This window comes from Microbacterium sp. NPDC089186 (genome assembly GCF_040685115.1).
GTDB lineage: Bacteria > Actinomycetota > Actinomycetes > Actinomycetales > Microbacteriaceae > Microbacterium > Microbacterium galbum.
On the sequence record NZ_JBFBHJ010000001.1, the window covers coordinates 1,124,538 to 1,149,400 of the forward strand.

The 24,863-nt window shown below is 73.1% G+C and carries 23 protein-coding genes; 10 read left to right on the forward strand and 13 right to left on the reverse strand.

From position 1 onward, the window contains the following. Nucleotides 1-151 precede the first annotated feature (151 nt). Nucleotides 152-805, reverse strand: coding sequence for a TetR/AcrR family transcriptional regulator C-terminal domain-containing protein (locus AB0N82_RS05320; RefSeq protein WP_363388982.1), 654 nt, complete (start codon nucleotides 803-805; stop codon nucleotides 152-154). Nucleotides 806-859: 54 nt separating this feature from the next. Here AB0N82_RS05320 and AB0N82_RS05325 point away from each other — a divergent pair, with 54 nt between their 5' ends. The 3 genes from AB0N82_RS05325 to AB0N82_RS05335 are packed head-to-tail and all read left to right on the forward strand — an operon-like array spanning nucleotide 860 to nucleotide 2,735. After that, on the forward strand, nucleotides 860-1,462 hold the full coding sequence (locus AB0N82_RS05325) for a biotin transporter BioY (RefSeq protein ID WP_363388985.1): 603 nt from the start codon (nucleotides 860-862) through the stop codon (nucleotides 1,460-1,462). Next, a complete protein-coding gene (locus AB0N82_RS05330; RefSeq protein WP_363388988.1) occupies nucleotides 1,459-2,145 on the forward strand; it encodes an ABC transporter ATP-binding protein in 687 nt (228 codons plus the stop codon). The genes AB0N82_RS05325 and AB0N82_RS05330 overlap by 4 nt, the downstream gene beginning before the upstream one ends. Next, nucleotides 2,139-2,735, forward strand: a complete 597-nt coding sequence (locus AB0N82_RS05335) for an energy-coupling factor transporter transmembrane protein EcfT (RefSeq protein ID WP_363388991.1) — start codon at nucleotides 2,139-2,141, stop codon at nucleotides 2,733-2,735. The genes AB0N82_RS05330 and AB0N82_RS05335 overlap by 7 nt, the downstream gene beginning before the upstream one ends. A 49-nt stretch (nucleotides 2,736-2,784) precedes the next feature. On the opposite strand, the gene cofE is transcribed toward AB0N82_RS05335, so the two are convergent. Next, nucleotides 2,785-3,543: a coenzyme F420-0:L-glutamate ligase gene (cofE, locus tag AB0N82_RS05340; protein ID WP_363388994.1), complete on the reverse strand. Its 759-nt coding sequence runs from the start codon at nucleotides 3,541-3,543 to the stop codon at nucleotides 2,785-2,787. A 2-nt stretch (nucleotides 3,544-3,545) separates the two neighbouring features. Then, the gene (locus tag AB0N82_RS05345) at nucleotides 3,546-4,052 is read right to left on the reverse strand and encodes a GNAT family N-acetyltransferase (RefSeq protein ID WP_315994393.1); all 507 of its coding nucleotides are present in this window, start codon (nucleotides 4,050-4,052) and stop codon (nucleotides 3,546-3,548) included. A 105-nt stretch (nucleotides 4,053-4,157) separates the two neighbouring features. Here AB0N82_RS05345 and AB0N82_RS05350 point away from each other — a divergent pair, with 105 nt between their 5' ends. Together AB0N82_RS05350 and AB0N82_RS05355 are read left to right on the forward strand one after the other, a co-directional pair. After that, nucleotides 4,158-4,559, forward strand: a complete 402-nt coding sequence (locus tag AB0N82_RS05350; protein ID WP_363388997.1) for a DUF817 family protein — start codon at nucleotides 4,158-4,160, stop codon at nucleotides 4,557-4,559. A gap of 45 nt (nucleotides 4,560-4,604) precedes the next feature. Continuing rightward, nucleotides 4,605-5,165 (forward strand): acyl-CoA thioesterase, encoded by a 561-nt coding sequence (locus tag AB0N82_RS05355; protein ID WP_363389000.1) that lies wholly within the window; start codon nucleotides 4,605-4,607, stop codon nucleotides 5,163-5,165. 30 nt (nucleotides 5,166-5,195) lie between these two features. Here AB0N82_RS05355 and AB0N82_RS05360 read toward each other — a convergent pair whose 3' ends face one another. After that, on the reverse strand, nucleotides 5,196-6,173 hold the full coding sequence (locus AB0N82_RS05360) for an acetylxylan esterase (protein ID WP_363389003.1): 978 nt from the start codon (nucleotides 6,171-6,173) through the stop codon (nucleotides 5,196-5,198). A gap of 184 nt (nucleotides 6,174-6,357) precedes the next feature. Between AB0N82_RS05360 and AB0N82_RS05365 the strand changes: the two genes are divergently transcribed. Both AB0N82_RS05365 and AB0N82_RS05370 read left to right on the forward strand, forming a co-directional pair. Beyond that, nucleotides 6,358-10,068, forward strand: a complete 3,711-nt coding sequence (locus AB0N82_RS05365; RefSeq protein ID WP_363389007.1) for an aldehyde dehydrogenase family protein — start codon at nucleotides 6,358-6,360, stop codon at nucleotides 10,066-10,068. Nucleotides 10,069-10,290: 222 nt separating this feature from the next. Beyond that, nucleotides 10,291-11,802 (forward strand): alpha-L-arabinofuranosidase C-terminal domain-containing protein, encoded by a 1,512-nt coding sequence (locus tag AB0N82_RS05370; protein ID WP_363389010.1) that lies wholly within the window; start codon nucleotides 10,291-10,293, stop codon nucleotides 11,800-11,802. Between the two features lie 194 nt (nucleotides 11,803-11,996). On the opposite strand, the gene AB0N82_RS05375 is transcribed toward AB0N82_RS05370, so the two are convergent. From AB0N82_RS05375 to AB0N82_RS05415, 9 genes are read right to left on the reverse strand one after another with little or no spacing between them, the layout of a single operon-like run. Further along, nucleotides 11,997-12,578: a cupin gene (locus AB0N82_RS05375; RefSeq protein ID WP_315994399.1), complete on the reverse strand. Its 582-nt coding sequence runs from the start codon at nucleotides 12,576-12,578 to the stop codon at nucleotides 11,997-11,999. Nucleotides 12,579-12,623: 45 nt separating this feature from the next. Further along, nucleotides 12,624-13,259, reverse strand: a complete 636-nt coding sequence (gene mtnB, locus AB0N82_RS05380; RefSeq protein ID WP_315994400.1) for a methylthioribulose 1-phosphate dehydratase — start codon at nucleotides 13,257-13,259, stop codon at nucleotides 12,624-12,626. Then, complete coding sequence (mtnC, locus tag AB0N82_RS05385; RefSeq protein ID WP_363389015.1) at nucleotides 13,256-13,960, reverse strand: acireductone synthase; 705 nt, start codon at nucleotides 13,958-13,960, stop codon at nucleotides 13,256-13,258. The genes mtnB and mtnC overlap by 4 nt, the downstream gene beginning before the upstream one ends. Next, nucleotides 13,957-14,937, reverse strand: a complete 981-nt coding sequence (locus AB0N82_RS05390; RefSeq protein WP_363389018.1) for an NAD(P)-dependent oxidoreductase — start codon at nucleotides 14,935-14,937, stop codon at nucleotides 13,957-13,959. The genes mtnC and AB0N82_RS05390 overlap by 4 nt, the downstream gene beginning before the upstream one ends. Next, nucleotides 14,934-16,571 carry an FGGY-family carbohydrate kinase gene (locus AB0N82_RS05395; RefSeq protein ID WP_363389021.1) on the reverse strand — a complete coding sequence of 546 codons (1,638 nt, stop codon included), beginning with the start codon at nucleotides 16,569-16,571 and terminating at the stop codon, nucleotides 14,934-14,936. Before AB0N82_RS05395 ends, AB0N82_RS05390 begins: the two co-directional genes overlap by 4 nt. Next, nucleotides 16,568-17,683: an ABC transporter permease gene (locus AB0N82_RS05400; protein WP_363389024.1), complete on the reverse strand. Its 1,116-nt coding sequence runs from the start codon at nucleotides 17,681-17,683 to the stop codon at nucleotides 16,568-16,570. The genes AB0N82_RS05395 and AB0N82_RS05400 overlap by 4 nt, the downstream gene beginning before the upstream one ends. Then, nucleotides 17,680-18,681, reverse strand: a complete 1,002-nt coding sequence (locus tag AB0N82_RS05405) for an ABC transporter permease (RefSeq protein WP_363389027.1) — start codon at nucleotides 18,679-18,681, stop codon at nucleotides 17,680-17,682. Before AB0N82_RS05405 ends, AB0N82_RS05400 begins: the two co-directional genes overlap by 4 nt. A gap of 49 nt (nucleotides 18,682-18,730) precedes the next feature. Beyond that, the gene (locus AB0N82_RS05410) at nucleotides 18,731-20,275 is read right to left on the reverse strand and encodes a sugar ABC transporter ATP-binding protein (protein WP_363389030.1); all 1,545 of its coding nucleotides are present in this window, start codon (nucleotides 20,273-20,275) and stop codon (nucleotides 18,731-18,733) included. Further along, nucleotides 20,272-21,288: a sugar ABC transporter substrate-binding protein gene (locus AB0N82_RS05415; RefSeq protein ID WP_315994407.1), complete on the reverse strand. Its 1,017-nt coding sequence runs from the start codon at nucleotides 21,286-21,288 to the stop codon at nucleotides 20,272-20,274. Before AB0N82_RS05415 ends, AB0N82_RS05410 begins: the two co-directional genes overlap by 4 nt. Before the next feature lie 202 nt (nucleotides 21,289-21,490). Between AB0N82_RS05415 and AB0N82_RS05420 the strand changes: the two genes are divergently transcribed. The 3 genes from AB0N82_RS05420 to rocD all read left to right on the forward strand — a co-directional run bounded on the left by AB0N82_RS05420 (nucleotide 21,491) and on the right by rocD (nucleotide 24,799). Continuing rightward, nucleotides 21,491-22,450: a sugar kinase gene (locus tag AB0N82_RS05420; RefSeq protein WP_363389033.1), complete on the forward strand. Its 960-nt coding sequence runs from the start codon at nucleotides 21,491-21,493 to the stop codon at nucleotides 22,448-22,450. A 256-nt stretch (nucleotides 22,451-22,706) separates the two neighbouring features. After that, entirely contained in the window at nucleotides 22,707-23,585 is an 879-nt protein-coding gene (gene ddaH / locus AB0N82_RS05425) for a dimethylargininase (protein WP_363389036.1), read from the forward strand. Then, entirely contained in the window at nucleotides 23,582-24,799 is a 1,218-nt protein-coding gene (rocD, locus tag AB0N82_RS05430; protein ID WP_315994410.1) for an ornithine--oxo-acid transaminase, read from the forward strand. Before ddaH ends, rocD begins: the two co-directional genes overlap by 4 nt. Nucleotides 24,800-24,863: the final 64 nt, after the last annotated feature.

The following is a 24,863-nucleotide window of genomic DNA, read 5'->3' on the forward strand; positions in this document are numbered from 1 at the left end:
CGCCGAGACAGCACCCGGTCGCCGAGACCGCACGGGATCGGCAGCGAACGCATTCGGTCTCGGCGCGACCATGCGGTCTCGGCGCGACCACGCGGTCTCGGCGGAAGCCCGCGACCCGTGAGGAGGTCCCGGGCCCCGGCCCGGCGTGCCCTCAGACGCGCGCGCGGAGGCCGGCGACGATGAGCTCCAGGCCGAATGCGAAGTCATCGCCGGCCAGGCCCGCCGGTGCACCGGCGGAGCCCGCGGCGGCGCTGCCGGAATCCGCGGCGGCGCTGCCGGAACCCGCGGCGGTGCGATCGAGACCCGCGTCAGCGAGACCGGATGCCGCGGCGAGATCGGGACGCGCGCCCGCGCTGTCGTACTGCAGGCGCTGCTGTTCGTGCCAGACGAATCCGAGCACGTAGTGCAGCACGGTCGTCGCGACCCGACGAGCGGTGCCGGCGTCGAATCCGGCGCCGACGACGGCCGACGACAGGCGCTCGACCGCGACGGACGACCCCAAGCCCATGGCGAGCGTGCTCGAGACCACCTCGGCGCCGTCGCGATAGGCGAGCAGGGCGTCGCGAAGGGCGTGCGCCTCGCGGACGAGATCGACGGCCGCGCCGGATGCCATCCGCCCGACGATCCGATCCGAGAGCTCTGCGAGCAGCGACTGCTTGTTGGGGAAGTGCCAGTACAGGGCGCTCGGCTGCACCTCGAGCGCCGACGCGAGGCGTCGCATCGTCAGGTCGGGAAGGCCGTGGTCGTCGAGGATGCGCAGGGCCGTGCGGGCGACGTCGTCGGCGGAGTGTCCTCGAGGTGCCATGCGGATGAGTATAGTGAACGCCGTTCAAGTGAACACCGTTCAGGAAGGCTCCCCATGACTCGCACCCTCGACGCCACCGACCTCGCCCGCGTCGCCGTCTTCGCCGCCCTCATCGCCGCGCTCGGGCTCCCCGGGAGCTTTCCGGTCTTCGGCGGCGTGCCGATCACCGCTCAGACGCTCGGCGTCATGCTCGCCGGTGCCGTGCTCGGCCCCTGGCTCGGCGCGCTGTCGGTGACGGTGCTGCTCGCCCTGGTCGCGGTCGGTCTCCCGCTGCTCGCCGGGGGCCGAGGCGGGATCGGCGTCTTCTTCGGCCCCACCGCCGGATACGCGCTCGGGTGGATCCTCGGCGCGATCGTCATCGGCCTCCTCGTCCACGCGGGAGGTCGCCGCCCGGTCGTCTGGCGCACCGCCCTGGCGATGCTCGCCGGCGGCGTCGGAGCGATCTACGCCCTCGGCATCCCCGTCCAGAGCCTCGTCACCCGACTTCCGCTCGGGGAGACCGCCCTCTCCAGCCTCGTCTTCGTGCCCGGGGATCTGCTCAAGGCGGCGCTGGCCACGGTGGTGGTGACCGCCCTCGTGCGCACCTACCCCCGCGGCTTCCGTCGGGACTGGCGCGAGACGGCCCCTGCGCCGGTCGCGGTCGGAACCACGGCGTGAGCACGATCCGCTGCGACGGGCTGTCGGCCCGCCTCGGCGGACGCGAGGTGCTGCGCGACGTCACGCTCGACCTCACCGCCCGCACCATCGCCGTCGTCGGCGACAACGGTTCGGGCAAGTCCACGTTCGCGCGGCTCGTGGCGGGCCTCCTCCCGCGCTCAGCGGGAGAGCTGACCGTGCGGGGCCTCGATCCGGATCGGGATGCCGCCGAGTTGCGCCGCCGCGTCGCCCTGGTCCTCAGCAACCCCGACGCGCAGATCGTGATGCCGGTCGTCGCGGACGACGTCGGGTTCTCGCTGCGCACCGAACGCCTGTCGAAGGCGGAGCGCGCGGAGCGGGTGGCCCGCGCCCTGGCGCGATTCGCGCTCGCCGACGTCGCCGATCGGCCCGCGCACGACCTGTCCGGCGGGCAGAAGCAGCTGCTGGCGCTGTGCGGCGCGTTCATCCGCGAGCCCGACCTCGTCGTCGCCGACGAGCCCACGGCGTTCCTCGACGCCCGCAACGCGCGCCGCGTCGCCGGCCACCTCCTGGCCGACACCGGGCACGCCCTGATCCTCGTGACCCATGACCTGGCCCTCGCGCGACGGTGCGAGGCCGCCGTGCTGTTCGCGGAGGGGTCCGTGAGCGCCGCGGGCTCGGCATTCGACGTGGTGGACGCCTACGAACGGGCGCTGACGTGCTGAGCCTCTACCGGCCTGGCGGCGGCATCCTGCACCGGTTGCCCGCGGGCCCCACGATGCTCCTGCTCGCGATCGTCGCGATCGGGCTGGCGTCGCTGCCGAGCGCGGCGTGGGCCGCCGCCGTCTGCGGCGGAGCCGTGGTCCTCGCCTATGCCGTGTCCGGCCTCGGAGTGCTCGAGCTGGGGCGGCAGCTCCGAGGCCTGCGCTGGATCCTGGCGATCACCGCGACCGGCCAGCTCGTCTTCCTCGGCCCCGAACCCGCGTTGGCGAACACGGCGCGCGTCGCGGCGGCGCTGCTCATCGCGGCCCTGCTGCCGCTGACCACCCGCGTGGACGACATGCTCGACGCCCTCGAGCGCGGCCTCCGCCCGCTCCGCAGGATCGGGATGGATGCCGACCGCGCGGCGCTCCTGCTCGCGGTCACGATCACGACGGTCCCTGTCCTCGCGCGGCTGGCCGCCGAGGTGCGCGAGGCGCAGCGCGCCCGCGGCATCCGGCCGTCGCTGCGCGCGGGCATCCTCCCCTTCGTCGTGCTGTCGCTCCGGCACGCCGACCAGCTCGGCGAGGCGCTCGCCGCCCGCGGGGTGCGCTGACGTCGCCTCGTCCTCGCCGACGGCGTGGTTCGAGCGACTCGGCGCCCCGCTACGCCCCCGCCGCGCGGCCCGCCGCGAAGCCCTCGGCGTAGGCCTCGTCGGCGCCCTGGCGGAACATGTCGCGCACCGGGTCGCGCACGATCGAGCGCGCACCGGGAAGGTCGAGGTCTCCGACGAGGTCGGCGCGCCCGCGCACGATCGCGACGGGCCGGCGCGCGGCCTTGCCCTTGACCAGATCGGTGGCGGCGGCGATCTCGTCGGCCACGCACGGCAGGGTCACCACGAGGGGGCGGCCTTCGGCATCCACCGTTCCGCGGAGGTCTTCGAAGACGTGGATGCCACCGGCCCCGATCGCGTGATCGGTCTGGCCCTCGCGCCAGGCGCGGCCGAGCGTGTCGGTGATGATCACGCCCACGTGCGCGCCCGTCGCCGCGCGCAGCCCGGTGGCGAGGGCCCGCGCCGAGGCGTCGGGGTCGACGGGCAGCAGCAGCACGGTGCCCTCGGGGGTGTTGCTCGCGTCGACGCCGGCGGCGGCCGAGACGATGCCGAGGGGGTTCTCGACGATGCGCGTCACGTGTCCGGTGGGGGAGGTGCGGGAGGCCACGAGGCGCACGGTCTCGCGCGTGATCGCGTCTTCGCGGTCGGCGGCCTCGATGATGCGCCCCTCCGCCTTCGACACGATCTTGCTCGTGACGACGACGATGTCGCCGTCGCGCAAGGGTCCGTCGACGGCATCCAGGATCGCCCCGACGAGGTCGTCGCCGGGGGTGATCTCACGGATGCCGTCGAGGGCCCAGATCTGCAGCACAATCAGCGGACGAAGCGCACCTCGGTGAGCTCCTCGCCGAGGAAGGGCTCGGTGTGCGAGGCGCCGTCGAGAGCGAAGCCGTTGCGCGTGTAGAAGCGGTGCGCGCGGGGGTTGTCCTCGGCGACCCAGAGGTACAGGCCCTCGCCCTCCTCGACGGCGGCGTCGAAGAGCTGCTGGCCGATGCCCGTGCCGTGGTAGGCGTCGAGCAGGTAGATGAAGTACAGCTCGCGCTCGCGCGGGGCGTCGTCATCGCGCGCCGGACCCGAGCCGACGAAGCCGACGATCTCGCCGTTCACGAGGGCGGCGTGCATGCGGTATCCGTCGCCCTGGGCGGCCCAGTGGGTCCAGAGCTCGGCCATGCGACGCGGGGAGACGGCCTCGAGGGCCGCCTTGCTGATGAGGTGGTCGTAGGTCTCGTGCCAGCAGGTGGCGTGCACGCGGCCCAGGGCCTCGGCATCCACATCGCGCACCGGACGGACGACGATGTCGGTTCGGGTTTCCGCAGTCATGGCGCGACTCTACGCGCGGGCACGGCGGAGGTGAAATCGGGGTGAGCGCGCGAGGCGATGGGGTAAGAGAGGCGTCTGTCCGGCGCGGTGTGCCACGATGCGCGGGTGCCGGATCGTCGCTCGTTCACCCCCGTCGAGGCCCGCATCGACGCGGTCGCCAACCGTCTGCTCGCCGGCGCGCCCACCTCGGGGGCGCGGGCGCGGGCCGTGGAGTTCGCCGTCTTCGTGCTCAAGCAGGCGTGGGCCTGCGTGTTCGGTGCGGCCTTCCTGGTGGTCGTCCTCGCGGCGAAGCTCTGGCTCGCCGAGAACATCGCCACCTACGCGGGAGCCTGGCTCTACCCCTCGCAGGTGGGCGGGTGGCATCCGGTCGACGCGTCGAAGCTGTCGTCGTGGTTCCTGCTCATGATCGTCTCGGTGGTGCTCGTCACGTGGGTCTATCCGCCGCGCAGGCCGGATGCCGAGGAGCCGACGCCACAGGGATCGACCGGTCATCCTGTGGATATGTGACAACGCAATCGCCGATCCGTCGTCGACTCGCTACGCTCGCCCCTCGTGAACGTCCTCTGGCGCACGCTTCTCGTGCTCGTCCGTGCCCGCCGTCGTCTACGCCGCGAGGGGCCAATCGACCCGAACACGGTGGCGCGCCTGCGCATCCGCGTGCTGCCGACCGACATCGATCTACTGCGCCACCTGAACAACGGGCGGTATCTGTCGCTGTTCGACCTCGGGCGCTGGGACCTGCTGACCCGCGCCGGACTGATGTCGGCGATGACGACGCAGGGCTGGTACGCCGTGGTGGCGGCTGAGACCATCACCTTCCGCCGCTCGCTGGAGCTCTGGCAGCGCTTCGAGCTCGAGACGCGCCTGATCGGGCACGACGACCGCGCCGTGTACCTCGAGCACCGCGCGCTGGTGAAGGGCGAGATCTACGCCCGCGCGATCATCCGGGCACGCATCCTGCGCCGCACCGGCGGGACCGTCCCGCACGACGAGCTCTTCGCCGCCGTCGGTCGGCCGGAGGGGCTGCCCGACATCGAGTCGTGGGTGCACGACTGGGCCGCGGGTTCGTCGCTGCCGTCGACGAAGCGCCCGGCGCCGAGCGTCTGGAGCTGAGCGCCGACCCCGCAGCCGCCGCCGAGCGGCTCAGCGGCCGAAGCGCGCGTCGAGCCAGGCCACCTGCTTCATGAAGTGGCGATAGCCGCCGCCCTCGTGCCCGTTGTAGCGGTAGACCTCGATCGCGGTATCCGTGGATGCCAGCGCGTGGAACGACGCGAAAACGCCCGAGGGCAGCACGACGTCGTCCATCAGCGCGACCGAGAACAGCGCGGGAGCGGTGATGCGGCGGGCGAGGATCGCTCCGTCGACGTAGGAGAGGGTGCGCAGCACCGCGTCCTCGGCATCCCGGTGGACGGACAGGAACCGCGTGATCTCGGTGAAGGGGGCGAGGGGGGTGCGCACGATCGCCGACGGGAAGTCCGCGAGGAACGGCACGTCGGGCAGGAGCGCGGCCACCGCCTCTCCCGACAGCGCCGCGGCGGCGATCGAGAGTCCGCCGCCCTGGCTCCCGCCGGTCACGGCGATGCGCGAGGCGTCGACGCCCTCCATCCGCGAGACCTCGTCGACCAGCCGCACGGCGTCGGTGTACAGCCGGCGGTAGTAGTAATCGCGGGGGTCGAGGATGCCGCGGGTCATCACGCCCGGGAAGGCGGCGGCCGATCCGTGCGGATCGGGGGTGTCGCCGACGCTCCACGTCGACCCCTGGCCCCGGGTGTCCATGATGACGTGGACGTAACCCGCCGTCGCCCAGGCGGTCTTCTCGCCGGGGAGGCCGCGTCCGCCGCCGTAGCCGATGAACTCGACGACCGCGGGCAGCTCCTCGTCGCCGTGCGGGCGCACGACCCAGCCGCGGATCTCGTCGCCGCCGAAGCCGGTGAAGGTGAGGTCCTGCACGCGGAGGGCTCGGACGGGCGACGCGACCTCGGCCAGCCGGAGGGGGCGAGCGGCCGCCCGGGCCTCGGCGAGCGTCTCGTCCCAGAACGCGTCGAGGTCGTCGGGCGCGGTGAGCGCGGGACGGTACTCGCGGAGCAGCTCGAGGGGAAGGTCGGTGAAAGTCTGGGCCATGCGGATCTCCGTCGATGTGGGGGCTGCACCGACAGTAGCGAAGGAGACGATCCGGTGCCCGTCACGGTGTCATCGCATTGCGGCCGGTCGTGCGCGGGTCGTCATCCGAGTGGTGCGCGTCGGATCCGCCGCTTGCGCGGCGGGCCGCCGGGATGCCACGCGCGCGATGCCTAGGCTGGCGCTCATGAGCACGAACGACCCTCGCGCCACCGGTCCTGCGCTCTCCTCCGACGTCGCCGAGCGTGCCGCAGCGCGGATCGCCGCGTTCTCGCCGCGGCCCGTCGCCCCCGCCCGTGGCGGCGACCTCGCCACCGACGCTGAGGCCGCGGACTTCACCGCCGCAGCCGTCGACGGCGTGCTCCGGCCCGAGAGTCTCACCGCGTCGGCCGCGGCCCTGCACCGCCTGGCCGAGGTCGTGCCCTCCTCGCTCCCGTGGTTCGTGCGCGGGGCGCTCCAGCTCGGCGGCGCGGTCGCCCCGGTGATGCCCACGCCCGCCGTGCCCCTCGCCAAGCGCGCCCTGCGCGATCTCGTCGGCTCCCTCGTCGTGGACGCGCGTCCCGAGCGTCTCGCCGCCGACCTCGCCGCGCTCGCCACCGAGGGGGAGACCCCCGATCTCCGCCTGGTCGGACCCGCCGTCCTCGGTGACACCGCCGCGCGACGTCGGCTCGACGGCATCCGGTCGCTCGTCTCCCGCGACGACGTCGAACGCGTCTCGCTCCCGCTCGCCGACGCGGTGGCGGGTCGGTCGGCATGGGCTTTCGACGCCGAAGTCGAGCACGCGGCCGAGCGCGTCCTGCCCCTGTTCCTCGACGCGCTCGCCGCCGGCACGCACCTCACCCTCGTCGTCCGCGACCGCGCCGAGCTCGACGTGACCGTCGCCGTGCTCACCCGCGTGCTCGAGGAACCGCGTCTGACCGGCATGCGCGCGGGCATCGCCCTCCCCGTGGCCGTCTCCGAGACGGTCGAGGCCGCGCGGGAGCTCGCGGCGTGGGCACGGCAGCGCACGCACGATGCCGGCGAGCGCCTCACGGTGCGTCTCGACGACGCCCCGATCGAGACCCCGGATGCCGCGACCTCCGCCCGCCACGGATGGCAGGCGCCCGCGGTCACCGCGCGCGACGACGTCGACGCCGCCCTGGTGCGCGTCCTCCGCGAAGCGCTGAGCACGCGCGCCCGCGACGGCCTGCGGGTCGAGGTCGCCACGGCCGACCCGGAGCGCGCCGCCCTCGCCCTCGCGCTCGGCGATGACGCCGGTGCCGAGGTCGCACTCGTGCTGCCGCGGGCCACGCCGTGGATCCCCGACGCCGCCTGCGTCCGGGCGGTGGCGGTCGTGCACCCCGACGACCTCGACGCGGTCGCCGCACCGCTCGCCGCTGCCGCCGCCGCGATGGTCGCGACCACTGCGGGGCTCCCGCCGGCTGGGCCGACCAGCGCCTCCGGCGAGGCGTCGGGCGACGAGGACGAGCCCGACGCCGCGACACCGGAGACCGCCGCGGTCGCCGCCCGCGCGCGCCGCGCGCTCGCCGGAGCCGACGCACCGCCGCCCGCGGGCCGCCTGCCGCTGCGCGACGTCGCGCCGGAGCCGGCGATCCTGCGCGACCCCGCCGATGCCGACGCCGACGACCCGGGTCTCACGCAGGCCGTGCTCGGCATCGCGCGCGAGGCCGCGGCATCCGAGGACACCTCCGCCCTGGGCCCCGACGTGCAGCAGATGCTGTTCGGCGGGCAGGCGTTCGTCGACACCGCGGTGTTCTCGGCACGAGAGAGCGCGGAGCTCGCCGGGGGAGCCGCAGGCTTCCGCAACAGCGCCGACACCGACCCGACGGTCCCCGCTGACCGCTCCTGGGCCCTCGCCGTGCTCGACCGCGTCGGCGGCTCGACCGCGGGAGATGCGACGGCCGCCGCGGGGCGCATCGACGACGAGAGCGGCCTCGACGAGGCCGTGACGCGCGTGCGCACCGGTGCCCACGCGTGGGGCGCGTTGGCCGCCGCCGATCGCTCGGCCGTCCTGCAGGCGGCGTCGCGGACGCTCGCCGCTCGCCGCGCCGAGCTGATCGAGGTGCTCGCGTCGGAGGGTGGCGCGCTTCTCGCCGAAGCCGACGCCGAGGTGAGTCAGGCGGTCGACGCCGCCGCGTACTACGCCTCGACGGCGAAGGAGCTCGACCGGGTGCCGGGGGCCGTGTTCGTCCCCGATCGCCTCACCGTCGTCGCGCCCCGGTGGAACGCCTCGGTGGGACTGTGCGCGGGCGAGACGCTCGCCGCCCTGGCCGCGGGGTCGGGCGTCCTGCTCACGCCCTCGCCGCGGGCGCGCCGCGCGGGGGCGGTCGTCGCCGACGCGCTGTGGGCGGCGGGGGTGCCGCGCGACGTGCTCGCCTACGTCGACCTGAACGAAGACGCCTCGGGCCGGGCGCTGATCGCCCACCCGGGTGTCGACCGCGTGCTGCTCTCCGGTGCCCGGACCACGGCCGAGCGCTTCGCCGCCTGGCGTCCCGCGCTGGCGATGCAGGCGCTCACCGCCGGTCGCAACGCCGTGATCGTCGCGCCCTCCGCCGACCTCGACGAGGCCGTGGCCGACATCGTGACCGGCGCCTTCGCGCGGGCGGGGCAGGCGGCCACCGCGGTGTCGCTCGTCATCCTCGTCGGTGCGGCCGCGCGCTCCGCGCGGTTCACGGACCAGCTGAAGGATGCCGTGTCCTCGCTGCGCGTGGGACCGGCCGACGACCCGCTGTCCGATGTCGGGCCCCTGGTCGAGGAGCCGACAGGCGAGGTGCGGCGTGCCCTGACCGTGCTCGGCGACGGCGAACGGTGGCTCGTCGAGCCGCGGGAACTCGACCTCGGTCCCGAGACGGCCGGGCGGTTCTGGTCGCCGGGCGTACGCACGGGGGGCACCGCCGGGTCGCACCTGACTCGGGCCGCGGTGGCGGCTCCGGTGCTCGGCATCCTGCACGCCCCCACCGTGACGCGGGCGATCGAGCTGCAGAACGCGATCGGCTCGGGTTTCGTCGCGGGGCTGCACACGCGCGACGCGGCCGACCTCGACCTCTGGCTCGACACCGTGGAAGCCGCCGTGCTGCGGGTGAACCGCGCCTCGACGGGCGCGGTGGTGCAGCGCGAGCCGATCGGCGGGTGGGGCGAGGCCGCGGTCGGCGACGGTGCGATGTCGGGCGGGCCGAACCGGCTCGTGACGCTCGGCTCGTGGCGGCCCTCGACCGGCGGGGCGTCGTCGTCGACGCTGCACCTGCGCGGACTCGACAGTCGCATCACCGCGCTCATCGAGGCCGCGCAGCCGACCCTGTCGTACGAGGCGTTCGACTGGCTCCGCCGCGGAGCGCTGTCGGACGCCGTGGCGTGGGATCGCGAGTACGGCCGCGTGCGCGACGTCTCGCGGCTCGGCGTCGAACGCAATCTCCGCCGCTACCGTCCGGCCGACGTGGCCGTGCGGGCGACGGCCGATGCGTCGTGGCAGGCGGTGCTGCGCGTGCTCGTGGCGGCGGTGCGATCGGGCTCGACGTTCTCGCTCAGCACGCCGGTGGGGCTCCCCGCGGCCGTGCGGCACCTGCTCGGCGAGAGCGAGATCGCGGTGTCGGTCGAGAGCGACCAGGAGTGGCTGCAGCGCCTGGCGGGTGGCATCCCGGATGCCGAGACCGGCGGCGAGACGCCGATCGTCGCTCCGCGGCCGGGGCGTGTGCGCCTGGTGGGTCCCGCGGCGACGGTCGAGGCGGTGCGCGCGGCGGTCGCCGAGACGGTCGGCGCCGACGTGTCGCTCACCCTCTACGCCGACGAGGTGACGACGGCGGGTCGCCTCGAACTGCTGCCGTTCCTGCGCGAGCAGGCCGTGTCGATCGGCGCGTTCCGCTTCGGCCGCGTCGACCCCTGGAGCGCCGAGGTGATCTGAGGCGCGCTCTCGCTGCGCCCTGGGCGGCCCCTGCCCGGTGGTCGAGGTCACGGGTCGTGGCGCGCGTGTTCGCCCAGGTCGCGTGGTCTCGCGCCGGTGCGGGGCGCGAGCGCGCGACCGGGGCGTGCGCCCGCCGCGTCGCCGGCCGTGGGGTGGTTTCGAAAACCCTGGGCGGCCGCGACGCGGGCGGGTAGCGTCGGAGGCCGAACGCGAGGAGCACCGATGACCGCTGCCCGACTCACCGTCGACCCCCGTTTCCCGATCGGCCCCGTGCGCCGCCGGCTGTTCGGGGGGTTCGTCGAGCACCTCGGCCGCCACGTCTACGACGGCATCCACGAGCCCGGCCACCCCGAGGCCGACGAGCAGGGCTTCCGTCGGGACGTCCTGGAGCTCGTGCGCGAGCTCGGGGTGACGATGATCCGCTACCCCGGCGGCAACTTCGTCTCGGGCTTCCGCTGGGAGGACAGCGTCGGACCGCGAGACCGGCGCCCACGCCGCCTCGACCTCGCGTGGCATTCGACCGAGACGAACGAGGTCGGCTTGCACGAGTTCGCCGACTGGCTCGACAAGGCCGGCAGCGAGCTCATGCTCGCCGTCAACCTCGGCACGCGGGGCACGCTGGAGGCGATCGACCTGCTCGAGTACGCCAACCTCCCCGGCGGCACGGCTCTGTCGCAGCAGCGCATCGATAACGGCCGCGAGTCCCCGTTCGACGTGCGCGTGTGGTGCCTGGGGAACGAGATGGACGGCCCGTGGCAGCTCGGCCACCGCTCCGCCGACGACTACGGCAAGATCGCAGCCCGGACCGCGAAGGGCATGCGACAGCTCGACCCGTCGATCGAACTCGTCGTGTGCGGATCGTCGGGCGCCCAGATGCCGACGTTCGGAGACTGGGAACGCGAGGTGCTGACCCACACCTACGACGACGTCGACATGATCTCGTGCCACGCGTACTACCAGGAGCACGACGGCGACATCGACTCCTTCCTCGCCTCGGCGGTCGACATGGACCGCTTCATCGACGCCGTCGTCGCCACCGCCGACCACGTCGGCGCCGTGCGGGGCAGCGCGAAGAAGATCGACATCTCCTTCGACGAATGGAACATCTGGTACATGGACCGCGTCGAGTCCGTGAAGCCGACCGCGATCGACGACTGGCCCGTCGCCCCGCGCCTGCTCGAGGACGTCTACTCGGCCCTGGATGCGGTGGTCTTCGGCAGCCTCCTGATCTCGTTGCTCGCGCACGCCGACCGCGTGGCATCCGCCTCCCTGGCCCAGCTCGTCAACGTCATCGCGCCGATCATGACGGAGCCCGGCGGCGCGTCCTGGCGGCAGACGACGTTCTTCCCCTTCGCGATCACGTCGCGGCTCGCGCGGGGAGAGGTGCTCCGCCCGCAGGTCGAGGCATCGACGATCGACACCGCGAGGTACGGCACCGTGCCCGCGGTGGATGCCGTGGCCACCCACGACGCGGAGACCGGGGAGAGCGCCCTCTTCCTCGTCCACCGCGGGCGCGGCGACGCGGTCGAGCTCCGGATCGACGTGGCAGGTCTCGGAGACGTCGAGATCGTCGAGGCGCACGTGCTGCACGACGACGACCCGTACGCGAGCAACACCCTCGACGACCCCGAGCGCGTACAGCCCCGGACGCTCGAGACGCGCCTGACGGACGGCATCCTGCACGTCACGCTCCCGCCCATCGCGTGGGCCGCGGTGGCGCTGCGGCGGGGGTGACCGGCACAGGCCCACGCTCACGATCTCAGCGATCCGCACGAACTCAGCCGTCTCGAGAGGGAAGCGGCTGAGGGTGTGCGCATCACCGAGGTGCACGCGGCGGACGGGCCTGGCGCGTCGCTCACCGCGGTGACACGCGGAACGCCCGCCCCGCGGCATCCCGGATGCCGGTGAGGACGGGCGTTCCGGCGGCGTCAGGCCAGCTGCGCGCGGCGCTCCGCGAGCTGATCGAACGTTGCGAACGACTCGGCGATCGGGCTGCCGGTGAAGTGGCCGACCCAACCGTCGTCGTCGTGGAAGAAGCGCACGCTGACGTAGTGGGGGGAGGTGCCCATGTCGAACCAGTGCGTGGTGTTCGCCGGCACCGAGATGAGGTCGCCCGCCTCGCAGTACACCGCGTGCACCTTCTCGTTCGCGTGCAGGTAGAACACGCCCGCCCCCTTGGCGAAGTAGCGGTCCTCGTCGTCGTCGTGCGCGTGCTCCGAAAGGAACTTCTCACGGAACGGCGTCTTGAGGTCGTCGTAGTCGGCCTGCGCGGGGTCGAGGGCGACGACGTCGACGAGGGTGTACCCCTCGCGCTCCTTGACCTCTCCGATCTCGTCGGCGTACAGGGCGAGCACCTCGTCCTGCGAGGCGCCGGGGCCGACGTCCTTGACCTCCCAGCGCGAGAAGCGGGCGCCGAGTCCGGCGAGGGCGTCGCGGATCTCGGCCTCGTCGGTGGTCTCGAGGACGGGTGTGCTCGGGTCGGTCTCTTTCCAGACGGTCAGCAGGGTCATGGCCGCTCCTTTCGTGGGGTGTTCTCGGTGGGGTGGATGCCGGGCTCAGCGCGTCGCGACGGCGAAGCGCAGCAGCCACTCGGTGATCTCGAGGTGGCGACGCGCCGCGGCCACGTCGCTGCCCCAGGCGTACATGCCGTGATTCGCCACGATGAGCGCGGGCACCTCGGGCACCTCGGGGGTGGCGGGGCGGTACACCTCGTCGAACCATCCGGCTTCGACGCTCATGTCCTGGTGGTTGCGGATGACGGGGATCGTCACGGTCTCGTCGTCGGCGAGGTGGCCGATGCCCTTGAGCATCTCCATGTCGCGGATCTCCACGCCGCCCGGCCAGCGGTGCCCGGCGACGACCGCGTCGAACGCGTGCACGTGGAACACCGCGTTCGCTCCGGTGCGCGCGGCGATATGGGCGTGCAGCCCGGATTCGGCCGACGGGGGACGATGGTCGTCGGGGTCGATCGCCCGGCCGTCGGCGTCGATGAGCACGACGTCGGCGTCGGTGAGCAGCGACTTGTCGAGGCCCGAGGCGGTGACGGCCAGCACGAGCGGCTCGCGCTCGACGACCACGGAGAGGTTGCCCGAGGTGCCGCGCATCCAGCCGTATCCCGAGAAGCGGGAGGCTTCGGCGGCGAGGGCGGCACCGGCCTCGCGGACGCGGTCGAGGGAGGGGAGCGCGGTCATCGGGTCACCTCGATCTCGTCGAAGGATGCCACGGCGGGCGCGGCGAAGTCGGCCCCCGCCCACGGCTCGCCCGCGCGGTCGAGGGCGATCACCTGCCAGCCGGCCGCGAGGGCGGCCGAGACCTCGTCGGGGTGGTCGGTGAGGAAGAGGGCGCGTTCGGGGGCGACGCCGAGGGCGGCGGCGATGGTGTCGAACGACGCGCTCTCCTTCTTCGGGCCGGCCTTGACGGTGTCGAAGAAGTCCTCGACGAGCGGGGTCAGATCTCCCTGCGGCGCGTGGCGGAACCACGGCACCTGCGAGGCGACGGAGCCGGAGGAGTACACGGCGAGGCGGATCCCGACCTCGTGCCACGTGTGAAGACGCGGGGGCACGTCGTCGAAGAACTGCGAGTGGATCTCGCCCGCGGCGAATCCCTCGGCCCAGATGATGCCCTGCAGGGTCTTGAGCGGGGTCGACTTGACGTCCTGCGCCATGAGGCCGCGCAGCGCCTCCGCGATCTCGGCGTCGGAGGCATCGGCATCCAGGCCCGTCTCGGAGATCGCGTCGGCGCGGGCGTCGCGCACGGTGTCGTCATCGCGGCCGAGCACCTCGTCGAGGCGCGGGCGGGCGTAGTCGTAGAGGTCGCCGAGGATGAAGCCGGCGGCCGAGGTGGTGCCCTCGATGTCGAGCACGACGACGTCGGCGGTGGCGGAGATGGTCACTGGGAGTTCTCTCTTTCGGGGGCGGGGGAGAGGAAGGATGCCACGGCGGCCGCGGCGAGGCGGGAGTGCTCGACGACCACGTCGTCGGAGGCTCCGGCGATGTGCGGCGTCAGCGTGACGTTCGGCAGGCGCAGCAGCTCGTCGTCGCCGGCCAGCGGCTCGTCGTGGAACACGTCGAAGCCGGCACCGGCGATGCGCCGCTCGCGGAGCACCTCGAGCAGCGCGTCGCGGTCGACGAGGGCCGCGCGCCCGGCGTTGACGAGGTACGCGTCGGGGCGGAGGACGGCGAGCTCGCGCGCGCCGATCAGCCCGGTCGTCTCCGGGGTGAGCGGCACATGCAGCGTGACGATGTCGCTCGAGGAGAGCAGGTCGTCGAGGTCGAGGTGCGCCACGTCGTCACCGAGGGCGCCCGGGGCGAGGAAGGGGTCGTAGACGGCGATGCGCATGCCGAAGCCCTGCGCGCGGCGCACCACGCGTCGACCGACCGCACCGCCGCCCACGACGCCCAGCCGCCGCCCCGACAGGCCGATGCCGCGGAACCGCGCGTAGGGCTCGAACACGTCGTCCGCGCTCCAGTTGCCTTCGCGCAGCCACGCCGAGGCGGCGGGCACGTGACGCACGGTCGCGAGCAGCAGGGCGAGGGTGAAATCGGCGGTGACATCGGCGTTGCGACCCGGAGTGGTGCGTACCTCGACCCCGCGGGCGGCGCAGGCGGCCAGGTCGACGTTGGCGGGATTGGCGCGGCAGGCGACGACCAGCGACAGACGCGGGGCCGCAGCCAGCGCCGCCTCGTCGATGCGGTCGAGCTCGGCGATGACGACGTCGGCCTCGGCGAGGATCTCGGCGAAGACGGGGTCGGAGGCCGCGCGCGCTGCGAGCGACTGCCCCGTCTCGGCCTCGGATGCCGTGGCGACGTCGCCCGGCAGGTCGGCGGCGATACGCGGATCGAAGGGGGCGGTGATGACGATGCGGGTCACGCGGGGGTCCTCTCGGGGGCGGGGACGTCGACGAGGGTGGCGTCGAGGTGGGCAGCGGGGGCTGCGGCGTCGACGCGCTCCGCGGCGATGAGGGACTCATCGGGCGTCGGCGCTCCGACTCCGTCGGCGTTCGCGGCCGTTCGCGCGAGCGCCCGCAGGGCCGGCCACTCGGGACGCAGTGCCGCGCGTACCCGTGCGAACACATCGCGCGCCGCCGAGAGGGCGGGCGACGCGCGAGGTGCGAATTCGACGCTGCCGACGGGGAACACCCGCACCGCCGCCTCGAGGTCGGGGGCCAGGCCCGCCGCGACCACCGCGAGCGTCGCCGCTCCGCGCGCCCCGACCTCGGGGTCGGCGGTGCGGACGATCGTCCGCTGCGACACGTCGGCCAGCAGCTGGCACATCAGGTCGCTGCGCGCGCCGCCGCCGCACACGGGGACGCGATCTCCCGCGTCGAGGAGATCGAGGCACTCGGCGACCGAGAAGGCGAGTCCCTCGAAGACGCTCCGCAGCAGCTGTGCGGGGGTCGTCGCGACAGTGGTCCCGACCCAGGATGCCGAAGCCGCGGCATCCACGAACGGTGCGCGCTCGCCGCTCGGCGAGCCGTACGGGAGATACACGACGCCGCCGCTGCCGTCGGGCGCGGTGCGCGCGAGACGCTCGAGCTCACTCCACCCGCGGTCGGACAGGCCCAGCGTGTCGCGCGCCCAGTCGAGATTGGGCGTGCCGACCATCGACGACAGGGCCTCGAGCACCTGGGTGCCGCGCCCGGTGGGGATGAGGATGCCGATGCCGCTGTCGGCAGCCGCCCGGTCGACGCGGTTGACGGCCACCGTGGCGGTCGTGCCGAGCACGACCCAGCCGTCCTGATCGGAGAGGGCGCCGAGACCCACGGGGCACGCGGCGGAGTCGACGAGCCCGACCGCGACGGGGACGCCGGCGCGCAGCCCGAGTTCTTCGGCGGCGGACGCGGTGAGGGCGCCGCCGCGCTCGTGCGGGGCGCGGACGGGAGCGAGCAGATGCGCGAAGCGGCGGTGGCCGAGCGCGTCGATCATGTCGTCGGAGTAGGCCAGGGTGGCGGGGTCGAGGTAGGTGCGCGACGCCTCGGAGGGGTCTGTCGCGATCTCGCCGGTGAGGCGCTGACGCACGGCGTCTTTGCAGTTGAGGTGGTGCGCGGCACGGGCGAGCACGTCCGGCTCGGTATCGGCGAAGACGTCGAGCAGCACCGGAAGGGTGCCGGGGAAGCTCGCCGATCCGGTCGCGGAGACGACCGCGGCATCCCGTCCGTCGTGCTGCCACGCCGTGACCCGGTCGGCGCCTCGACCGTCGAGCCACAGCGCTGCCGGACGCACGGGACGACCCTCGGCATCGACGAGCCACGCGCCGTCGCCCTGGCCGGTCACGCCGACGGCGACGACATCGGGGCCCGCGCTGCGGGCCTGTGAGAGAGCCTGCCGGACGGCGCCGACCACGGCCTCCCACACCAGGTCGATGTCGCTCTCGGCCCCGCCGTCGGCGGTGCGCACGACGGCGACCGAGCGGTGCCCGGCGGCGAGGGTCTCCCCCTCGAGCGAGTACAGCACGGCCTTGACCGCGGTGGTGCCGGCGTCGATGCCGAGCACGGCGGGGGTCATGTCCCGCCTCCCGGAGTGGTGTCGCCGAGCTTCGGACGCGTCGCCGTCGCGGCCCCGGCCGGCGCGACCTCTTCTGCGGGGGCGCCGTGCGGGCGCTTCGCCGCGGGCCTGCGCTCGGCGGCCGCCCGCGCGCGCTGCGCGACGGTGTAGGCCAGCACGAGCGCGACCAGCAGCACCACGCCCTGCACCGCCGCCTTGACGTTGAAGTCGAGACCGAGCAGGTCGAGCCCGTTGGCCAGCACGCCGAGGAACAGCACCCCCACGACCGTGCCGGGCACGTTCGGGCGCGAGCGCGGGTGCATCGACGCGCCGATGAACACCGCGGCGATGGCGTCGAGCAGGTAGCTGAACCCCGCGAGCGGGGTGTACAGCCGCAACGACGCGCTGAGCAGGATGCCGCCCGCCGCGCACAGCACGCCGGCGCCGACGTACACCAGCACGCGGATCCGTCGGGTGCGCAGTCCCGCGACGACGGCCGCGCGATCCTGCAGGCCCATCGCCTGGATGCGCACGCCTGCCGGCGTGCGGTGGAGCAGAATGCCGATCCCCACCGCGGCGATCGCGGCGATGATCACCGGCACGCCGATCCCCAGCACATCCCCCGAGCCGAGGAAGGTGAAACCCTCGGGCGCGGCGCGGAAGCTGACGCTGGCGCCGCCGTTCGTGCCGATCTGCTGAGCGCTGCGGCCGATGAAGAATGTGCCGAGGGTCGCGAGGAAGGGCGTGACGCCGAGTCCCACGATGAGGAACGCGTTCAGTGCGCCGATGAGCGCCCCGCCGAGCAGACCGAGCAGGACGGCCACCGGCCACGGCATCCCGAACGACATCATCGACACGATCGCGAACCACGCGCCGAAGTCGACGGCCACGGCGGCCGACAGGTCGATGCCGCCGGAGGACACCACCACGGTGAGGGCGAGGGCCACGAGCACCAGGATGGCGACGCCGTCGAGCACGTTGAGCAGATTGCTGGGACGAAGGAACGCGTCGCTCGCGACCGAGAAGAACACGATCAGCAGCGCGAAGGCGGCGACGAAGCCGTAACGGGTGACGGTCGCCGCTGCGGAGCCGGCGACGCCGGACCACCGCGGGCGGGGCGCGGGGATGCTCACGCGCGGGCCTCCTCGTTCTTCCGGGCGGCGGCGGCGGCCACCACGAGCAGGATCAGCACGCCCTTGAAGCCGTCGACCCACGCGTTCGCGACGCGCGACAGGATCAGGCCGTTCGACAGGAGGGCGACGAACAGCGCGCCCAGCACGGAGCCGAAGACGGTGACCGTGCCGCGCCGCGTGAAGGCGGCGCCCAGGAACGTCGCGAGCACCATGTCGACCATGAGCCGCTCGTCGATCCCGGGGCTGCTGCCGGAGCCCCGCGCGATGAGCAGCAGGGAGCTGAGGCCGGCGACCGCGCCCGCGATGACGAACGTCGACATGATGTAGCGCCGGGTCGGGATGCCGGCGAATGTCGCGGCATCCCGATTCCCGCCGACGGCCTGCAGACGGAGGCCGTACGGCGTGCGCGCCATGACGAAGACGAGCACGGCGGCGACGAGGAGCATGAGCACCGCGGCCAGGGGGATGCCCGCGACGCGCGTGTCGCGCACCGCCACGACGAGGGGATCGGCCACATCGATGCGGCGATTGCCGCTGACCACGCGCGTGATGCCGACGACGGCGACGTAGACGGCGAGCGTCGCGAGGATCGACGACAGCCCCACCCACCCGACCAGGACGGCGTTGAGCAGGCCGAACGCCGTGGTGACCAGGATGCCGAGGGCGAAGGCGACAGCGAACGGGGTGCCGAAGGTGGTCAGCTGATCGCTCACGATCGCGGTGGCGAGCGCCGCGGTCGCGGGGATCGACAGGTCGATGCCGCCGACCACGACGTCGTCGCCGCCCCCGATCACGACGATGGCGAGACCCATCGCCACGAGGGCCACGGGGGCCGCCTGCGTGAGGCTCGCCGTCACGTTGGCGACGCCGAGGAAGCCCTTCGCCGTGACGGCGAGGTACACGGTCATCGCCAGCACGACCAGCAGTGGGCCGCGGCGGGCCAGCAGGCTGCGCACGCGCGGGACGAGGGCGGGGCGCTCGATGGTCGCTGCGCTCACGCGGCACGTCCTTCGCTCGGTCGGGCACCGCTTCCGGTGATGAGGGCGTTCACGCGGCATCCCCCTCCGCTCGCTCGTTCGTGCTTCCGGTGACGAGGGCACTGAGATGCGCGAGGGTGAGCCCCTCCGTCGTCACCTCGTGTGCCACGCGCCCGCGCTCGAGGACGACGACGCGGTCGCTCAGGCCGAGGACCTCGGCCGGGTCGGTCGAGACGACCACCACCGCGGTCCCGGATTCCGCGAGCTCGGACAGCAGGCGGTAGATCTCCTGCTTCGCGCCGATGTCGACGCCCACGGTGGGCTCGTCGAGCACGATCACGCGGGCACCCGCGGCGAGGCTGCGGCCCAGCACGACCTTCTGCTGGTTACCCCCGCTCAGCAGGCGCGTCTGCACGCTGGTGTCACGCGGCCGGATGTCGAGACGATCGGCCAGCTCGGCGGCGCGAGACCGGGACGCGGCGTCATCGAGCAGCCCCGCCCGGGTCGCCTCGGCGAGGGTCGAGAGCGTGAGGTTGCGCTGCGTCGAGAAGTCGAGCACGACACCGTCGTGGCGGCGATCGCGCGGAACGAGCACCACGCCCGCCTCGAGAGCTGCGGCGGGGCTCGACGGCCGGAACCGGCGCGCGTCGAGCGAGAGGTCGCCGGTGTGACGGTGGAGGCCGACCAGGGCCTCGGCCAGTTCCGACGCCCCCGAGCCGAGCAGTCCCGTGACCCCGAGGATCTCTCCGGGGCGCACATCGAGGTCGACGCCGTGCACGGCAGACCCGACGCGCAGGCCACGGGCGCGCAGGACCGGCTCGGCGGTGACGGCGGGGCGACGGGTGGGATAGAGGTCGTCGATCTCGCGCCCGATCATCAGGCGGATCATCTCGCGGCCGCTGTCGGGGCCCATCGCGTCGATGCGTCCGACGTCGAGCCCGCCGCGGAGCACCGTCACGCGGTCGCAGATGCGGGTGACCTCGCCGAGGTAGTGCGAGATGTACAGGCTCGAGATGCCGCGGTCGCGCAGGCGCCCGATGATCCCGAGCAGCTGCTCCGCCTCCGCGCTGGCGAGAGGGGCGGTGGGCTCGTCGAAGACGATGAGGCGCGCGTCGTCGTCCACGAGCGCGCGAGCGACCTGCACCAGTTTGCGCTCGGCGGGACCGAGGTCGCGCACGAGTCGAGCGGGCGAGAGGCGGATGCCCAGCACCTCGTGGAGCACCTCGGCGACGCGGGCCTTCATCGCTCGAGCCCGCAGCAGCCCGCGCGCGCTCTGCTCGTTGCCGAGCCAGATGTTCTCGGCCACCGTCATGTCGGGGACGAGCTGGAGCTCCTGATGCACGAAGCGGATGCCGGCGGCGTGCGCGTCGGCGGACGTGAGACGCCCGGCATCCGCACCGTCGATCGCCACCGCACCGCCGTCGCGCTCGTAGATCCCGGCGAGGATCTTGATGAGTGTGGACTTGCCCGCGCCGTTCTCGCCGACCAGGCCGTGCACCTCGCCCGGACGCACGTCGATCGAGGCGCCCCGGAGAGCCGGGACGCCCGCGAACGCCTTCGTGACGCCGGTCATCTGCAGGACCGGCGTCACGAGGGGGGAGGAGCTGATGGTCACTGGGTGTAGCCCAGCTCCTTCGAGACCTTCTTCGCCTCGTCGGGGCCGGCGACCGGGATGGTGTCGACGTAGCTGACCTTCTCGACCTCCTCGCCGAGGAAGTACTTGCCGACGTTGTCGGCCGAGATCGTCGCGATCTTGCGCGGCAGCTGCGCGATGTTGCCCACGAACGGGCTGTTGGGCTCGCTCATGATCTCGAGGGTGTCGGGGCCGGCGTCGAACGCCGTGACCTTGACGTCGGTGCGGCCCGAGTCCTCGATCGCCTGCACGACACCGATCGCGGGCTGGTCCCAGCACGCGACGTGGATGTCCTGGATCGTGCCGACCGGGTACTTCTCCAGCAGCGCGAGCGTCTGCTGACGCGCGTCGTCCGGGGCGTTGGCGAACTGCTCCGCGAGCTCGGGCTCGATCAGCGTGATGTTCGGATAGTTCGTCGACAGCTCGTTCTTCCACGCGTCGTAGCGCTCTCCGCAGAACGACAGGCTCGAGCCGAAGGCGTTGAAGACGGCGATGTTGCCCTCTCCGCCGAGGGCCTCACCGGTGATCTTGCCCAGGGCCGTGCCGCCGACCTGGTTGTCGGACTGGGCGTTGTTCACCGCGTACTCCGAGGCGTGGTCCACCCCGAAGACCGGGATTCCGGCGTCGTGCAGCTGCTGGAGCTTGGGGTCGACCGACGCGTCGCCGAGGATCGTGATGACGGCGTCGACGTTCTGCGCGAGGAAGATGTCGTGGTTCTGCGCGTGCAGGGTGTTGTCGCGGTTGCCGTCGGTGGTCAGCGGCGTGCCGCCGAGCTTGGTGACCTCGTCCACCGCGCCTTGGAAGGCCTCGCGGTCCCAGAAGTGCTGCGTGCCGACGACGGCGATGCCGATCGTCTTCCCCGCCAGCGGCTGGTTCGGATCGACGCCGTCGCCGTTCGGGGCGGCGTCGCCTCCCGAGGAGACGGTGGTGCACCCGGCGAGGGCGAGGCCCGCCGCGACGACGAGCGCCGGAAGGGCGAAGAGGGACTTTCTCACGGTGGGCTCCTGTGGGGCCGGTGGGCGCTCGCGTCGGTGCGCGCGTCGCCGCGGATGCTGTGTGGGGACCGCCGGGCAGCGGTCTCTCGAATCGTAGGGAGGGGTCATCACGGCGTTCGACTTGGGCGTCACACGGTGAAATGAAGCCGTCACCGATGTGCCCCTCAGTAGGCTTCGCCCGTTCGCCCACCCGAGGAGACCCATGCCCCAGCCCGCCGCTCGCGTCGTCACCGTCGGACTCCACGTCGCCGACGTCCTCGGCCGCTACGTCGAGGCCATCCCGCCCGGACAGGGGCTCGCTCTGCTCGACGAGATCCGCCTCACCGTCGCCGGGACCGCGGCGGCCACCGCCGTCGATCTCGCGCGCCTGGGCGTCGCCGTCGCGACCGTCGGCGCCGTCGGCGACGATGCGCTGGGCGTATTCCTGCGGTCGACGATGGCCGCGGAGGGCGTCGACGTCACCGGGCTCGCCGTCCGGCCCGAGCGTCCCACCTCGGCGACGATGCTGCCGATCCGACGCGACGGAAGCCGCCCTGCGCTGCACGTCATCGGCTCGAACGCCGCGGTCCGACCCGAGGACCTCGCCTCCCTCGCTCTCGACGGCGTCGCCGTCCTCCACCTGGGCGGCTCCTGCCTGCTCCCGGGGATCGACGGACCGCCGAGCGTCGACCTGCTGCGTCGTGCACGCGAGGCCGGGATCGTGACGACGATGGATTTCATCCCGACCGGGGGTGCGGGCGATCGCGACGCGGTACTCCCGTGCCTGCCGTTCGTCGACTATCTGTTCCCGAGCGAGGAGGACGCCCTGTCGTTCGCCGGGACGCAGGCGCTCGACGAGGCCGTCGCGTTCTATCTGGACGCGGGCGTGCAGACGCTCGTCGTCACCCGTGGCGCCGCGGGGGTGAGCATCAGCACGCGTGAGGAACGCGATATGCGCTTTCCGGCATATGCCGTCGACGTCGTCGACACGACCGGGTGCGGCGACGCGTTCAGCGCGGGATTCATCTGGGGTCTCCTGGACGGCGCGGGCGTCGGGGAAGCCGCGCAGCGCGGTCTCGCCTGCGGGAGCCTCGTCGCCACCGGCCTGGGCTCCGATGCGGGGATCCACTCGGCGGCCGACGTCGCCCGGCTGCGGGCGGAGGGCGTCCACGGGGCCGTGTGAGTCGGCATCCGGTGTCGTCCCTCGAGTGCGCGTCAGCCGGGCGCAACCTCGATCCGAGGGGAGGGATGCCGCGTGTCGGCCGCGCATCGGCGAAGTCGCCGGGGCTGCGCGGCGGCCTCGTGAGACAATGACCACGGCGTGCTCGGACCGACCTTTCCCCGCACGGCGTCCCATGAACTTGATGAGCGCCGCACGGGTCGAAGGGCCACCGAGCCCCAGGACAGCGTCCGCCGCACCTTTCCTCCGAGGAGCAGAGATGTCCGCTACCCCCGCCACCGCCGCCGAGGCGACGACCGAGCGCGTCCAGCAGCACCGCCGGTACCTGATGTGCAAGCCCTCGCACTTCACGGTGAGTTACAGCATCAACCCGTGGATGGAGCCCTCGCGTCCCACCGACACGGATCTCGCCGTGCAGCAGTGGCAGGCGCTCTACGACACCTACATCGAGCTCGGTCACGAGATCGACCTGATCGACCCGCTCGAGGGGCTGCCCGACATGGTCTACACGGCCAACGGCGGGTTCGTCATCGACGGGGTCGCGTACGGCCCCAAGTTCCGCTTCCGCGAGCGGGCCGCCGAGGCGCCCGCGTTCATCGAGTGGTTCGCCGCCAACGGCTTCGAGGTCGCCGAGCCCGTCGAGGTCAACGAGGGCGAGGGCGACTTCCTGCTCGTCGGCGACACGATCCTCGCGGGCACCGGCTTCCGTTCGACGGGCGACAGCCACCGCGAGGTCGGCGAGGTGTTCTCGCGCGAGGTCGTGTCGCTGACGCTCACCGACCCGCGGTTCTACCACCTCGACACCGCGCTCGCCGTGCTGGACCCGGTCGAGGGCCCCGGCGGCGTCGACAAGGCGAACGTCGCGTACCTGCCGAACGCCTTCGACGAGCACAGCCAGGCGATCCTGCGCGAGCGCTTCCCCGACGCCATCCGGGTCTCGGATGCCGACGGCTCGGTGTTCGGTCTCAACTCCGCCAGCGACGGAAAGAACGTCATCATCTCGCCGCGCGCGAAGGGCTTCGAGGCGCAGCTGCGCGAGCGCGGGTACACGCCCGTGCTCGTGGATCTGTCCGAGCTGCTGCTCGGCGGCGGCGGGATCAAGTGCTGCACGCTCGAACTGCGCGGGGGCACCCGATGAGCACCGCCGTCGACGACCTCGGCGCGCAGCTCATCGCCGCCGAGGGGGCGCACCTCGCACACAACTACCACCCGCTGCCGGTCGTCGCCGCGCGCGCCGAGGGCGTCTGGGTCACGGACGTCGAGGGCAAGCGCTACCTCGACCTGCTGTCGGCGTACTCCGCGCTGAACTTCGGCCACGGGCACCCGGCGATCCTCGCCGCCGCCCGCGAACAGCTCGACCGGCTGACGCTCACGAGCCGCGCGTTCCACAACGACAAGCTCGGCCCCTTCGCCACGGCGCTCGCGCAGTTGTGCGGCAAAGACCTGGTCCTGCCGATGAACACCGGAGCCGAGGCCGTCGAGACCGGCATCAAGGTCGCGCGCGCCTGGGGCTACCGCACGAAGGGCATCGCCGCGGACGCCGCGACCATCATCGTCGCCACCGGCAACTTCCACGGTCGCACCACGACGATCGTCGGTTTCAGCGACGACCCCACCGCGCACGACGACTTCGGCCCGTACGCGCCCGGTTTCGTGCACGTGCCCTACGGAGACGCGGATGCCATCGCCGCCGCGATCGACGAGAACACCGCCGCGGTGCTCCTCGAGCCCATCCAGGGCGAGGCCGGCGTCGTCGTCCCGCCGGAAGGCTTCCTCCGTCGCGTGCGCGAGATCTGCACGGAGAACGACGTGCTCTTCATCGCCGACGAGATCCAGTCGGGTCTCGGCCGCGTCGGAGAGACGTTCGCGTGCGACCGAGAGGGCGTCGTGCCCGACGTGTACCTCCTCGGAAAGGCGCTGGGCGGCGGCATCCTGCCGGTGTCGGCGGTCGTCGCGAACGAGGACGTCCTCGGCGTCATCCGTCCCGGCGAACACGGCTCGACGTTCGGCGGAAATCCGCTGGCCGCGGCCGTCGGCTTGCGCGTGGTCGAGATGCTGGCATCCGGGGAGTTCCAGACCCGCGCGAAGGCGCTGGGCGCGCACCTCGAGCAGAACCTGCGGACGCTCGTGGGCCAGGGCGTCACGGCCGTGCGCATCGCGGGGCTGTGGGCCGGTGTCGACATCGACCCCGCCGTGGGCACCGGTCGCGAGATCGCGGAGAAGCTGCTGGCCCGCGGCGTCCTGGTGAAGGACACGCACGGCCAGACGATCCGCATCGCGCCGCCGCTCACGATCCGCGCGACCGAGCTCGACTGGGCCGTCGAGCAGCTCAAGCACGTGCTGGCGGCCTGACCGCACTCGCTCTCGCGTGAGGTGCCGGATTTCGTCTCTTCGGAGTCCGCTCCGGCGACGAATC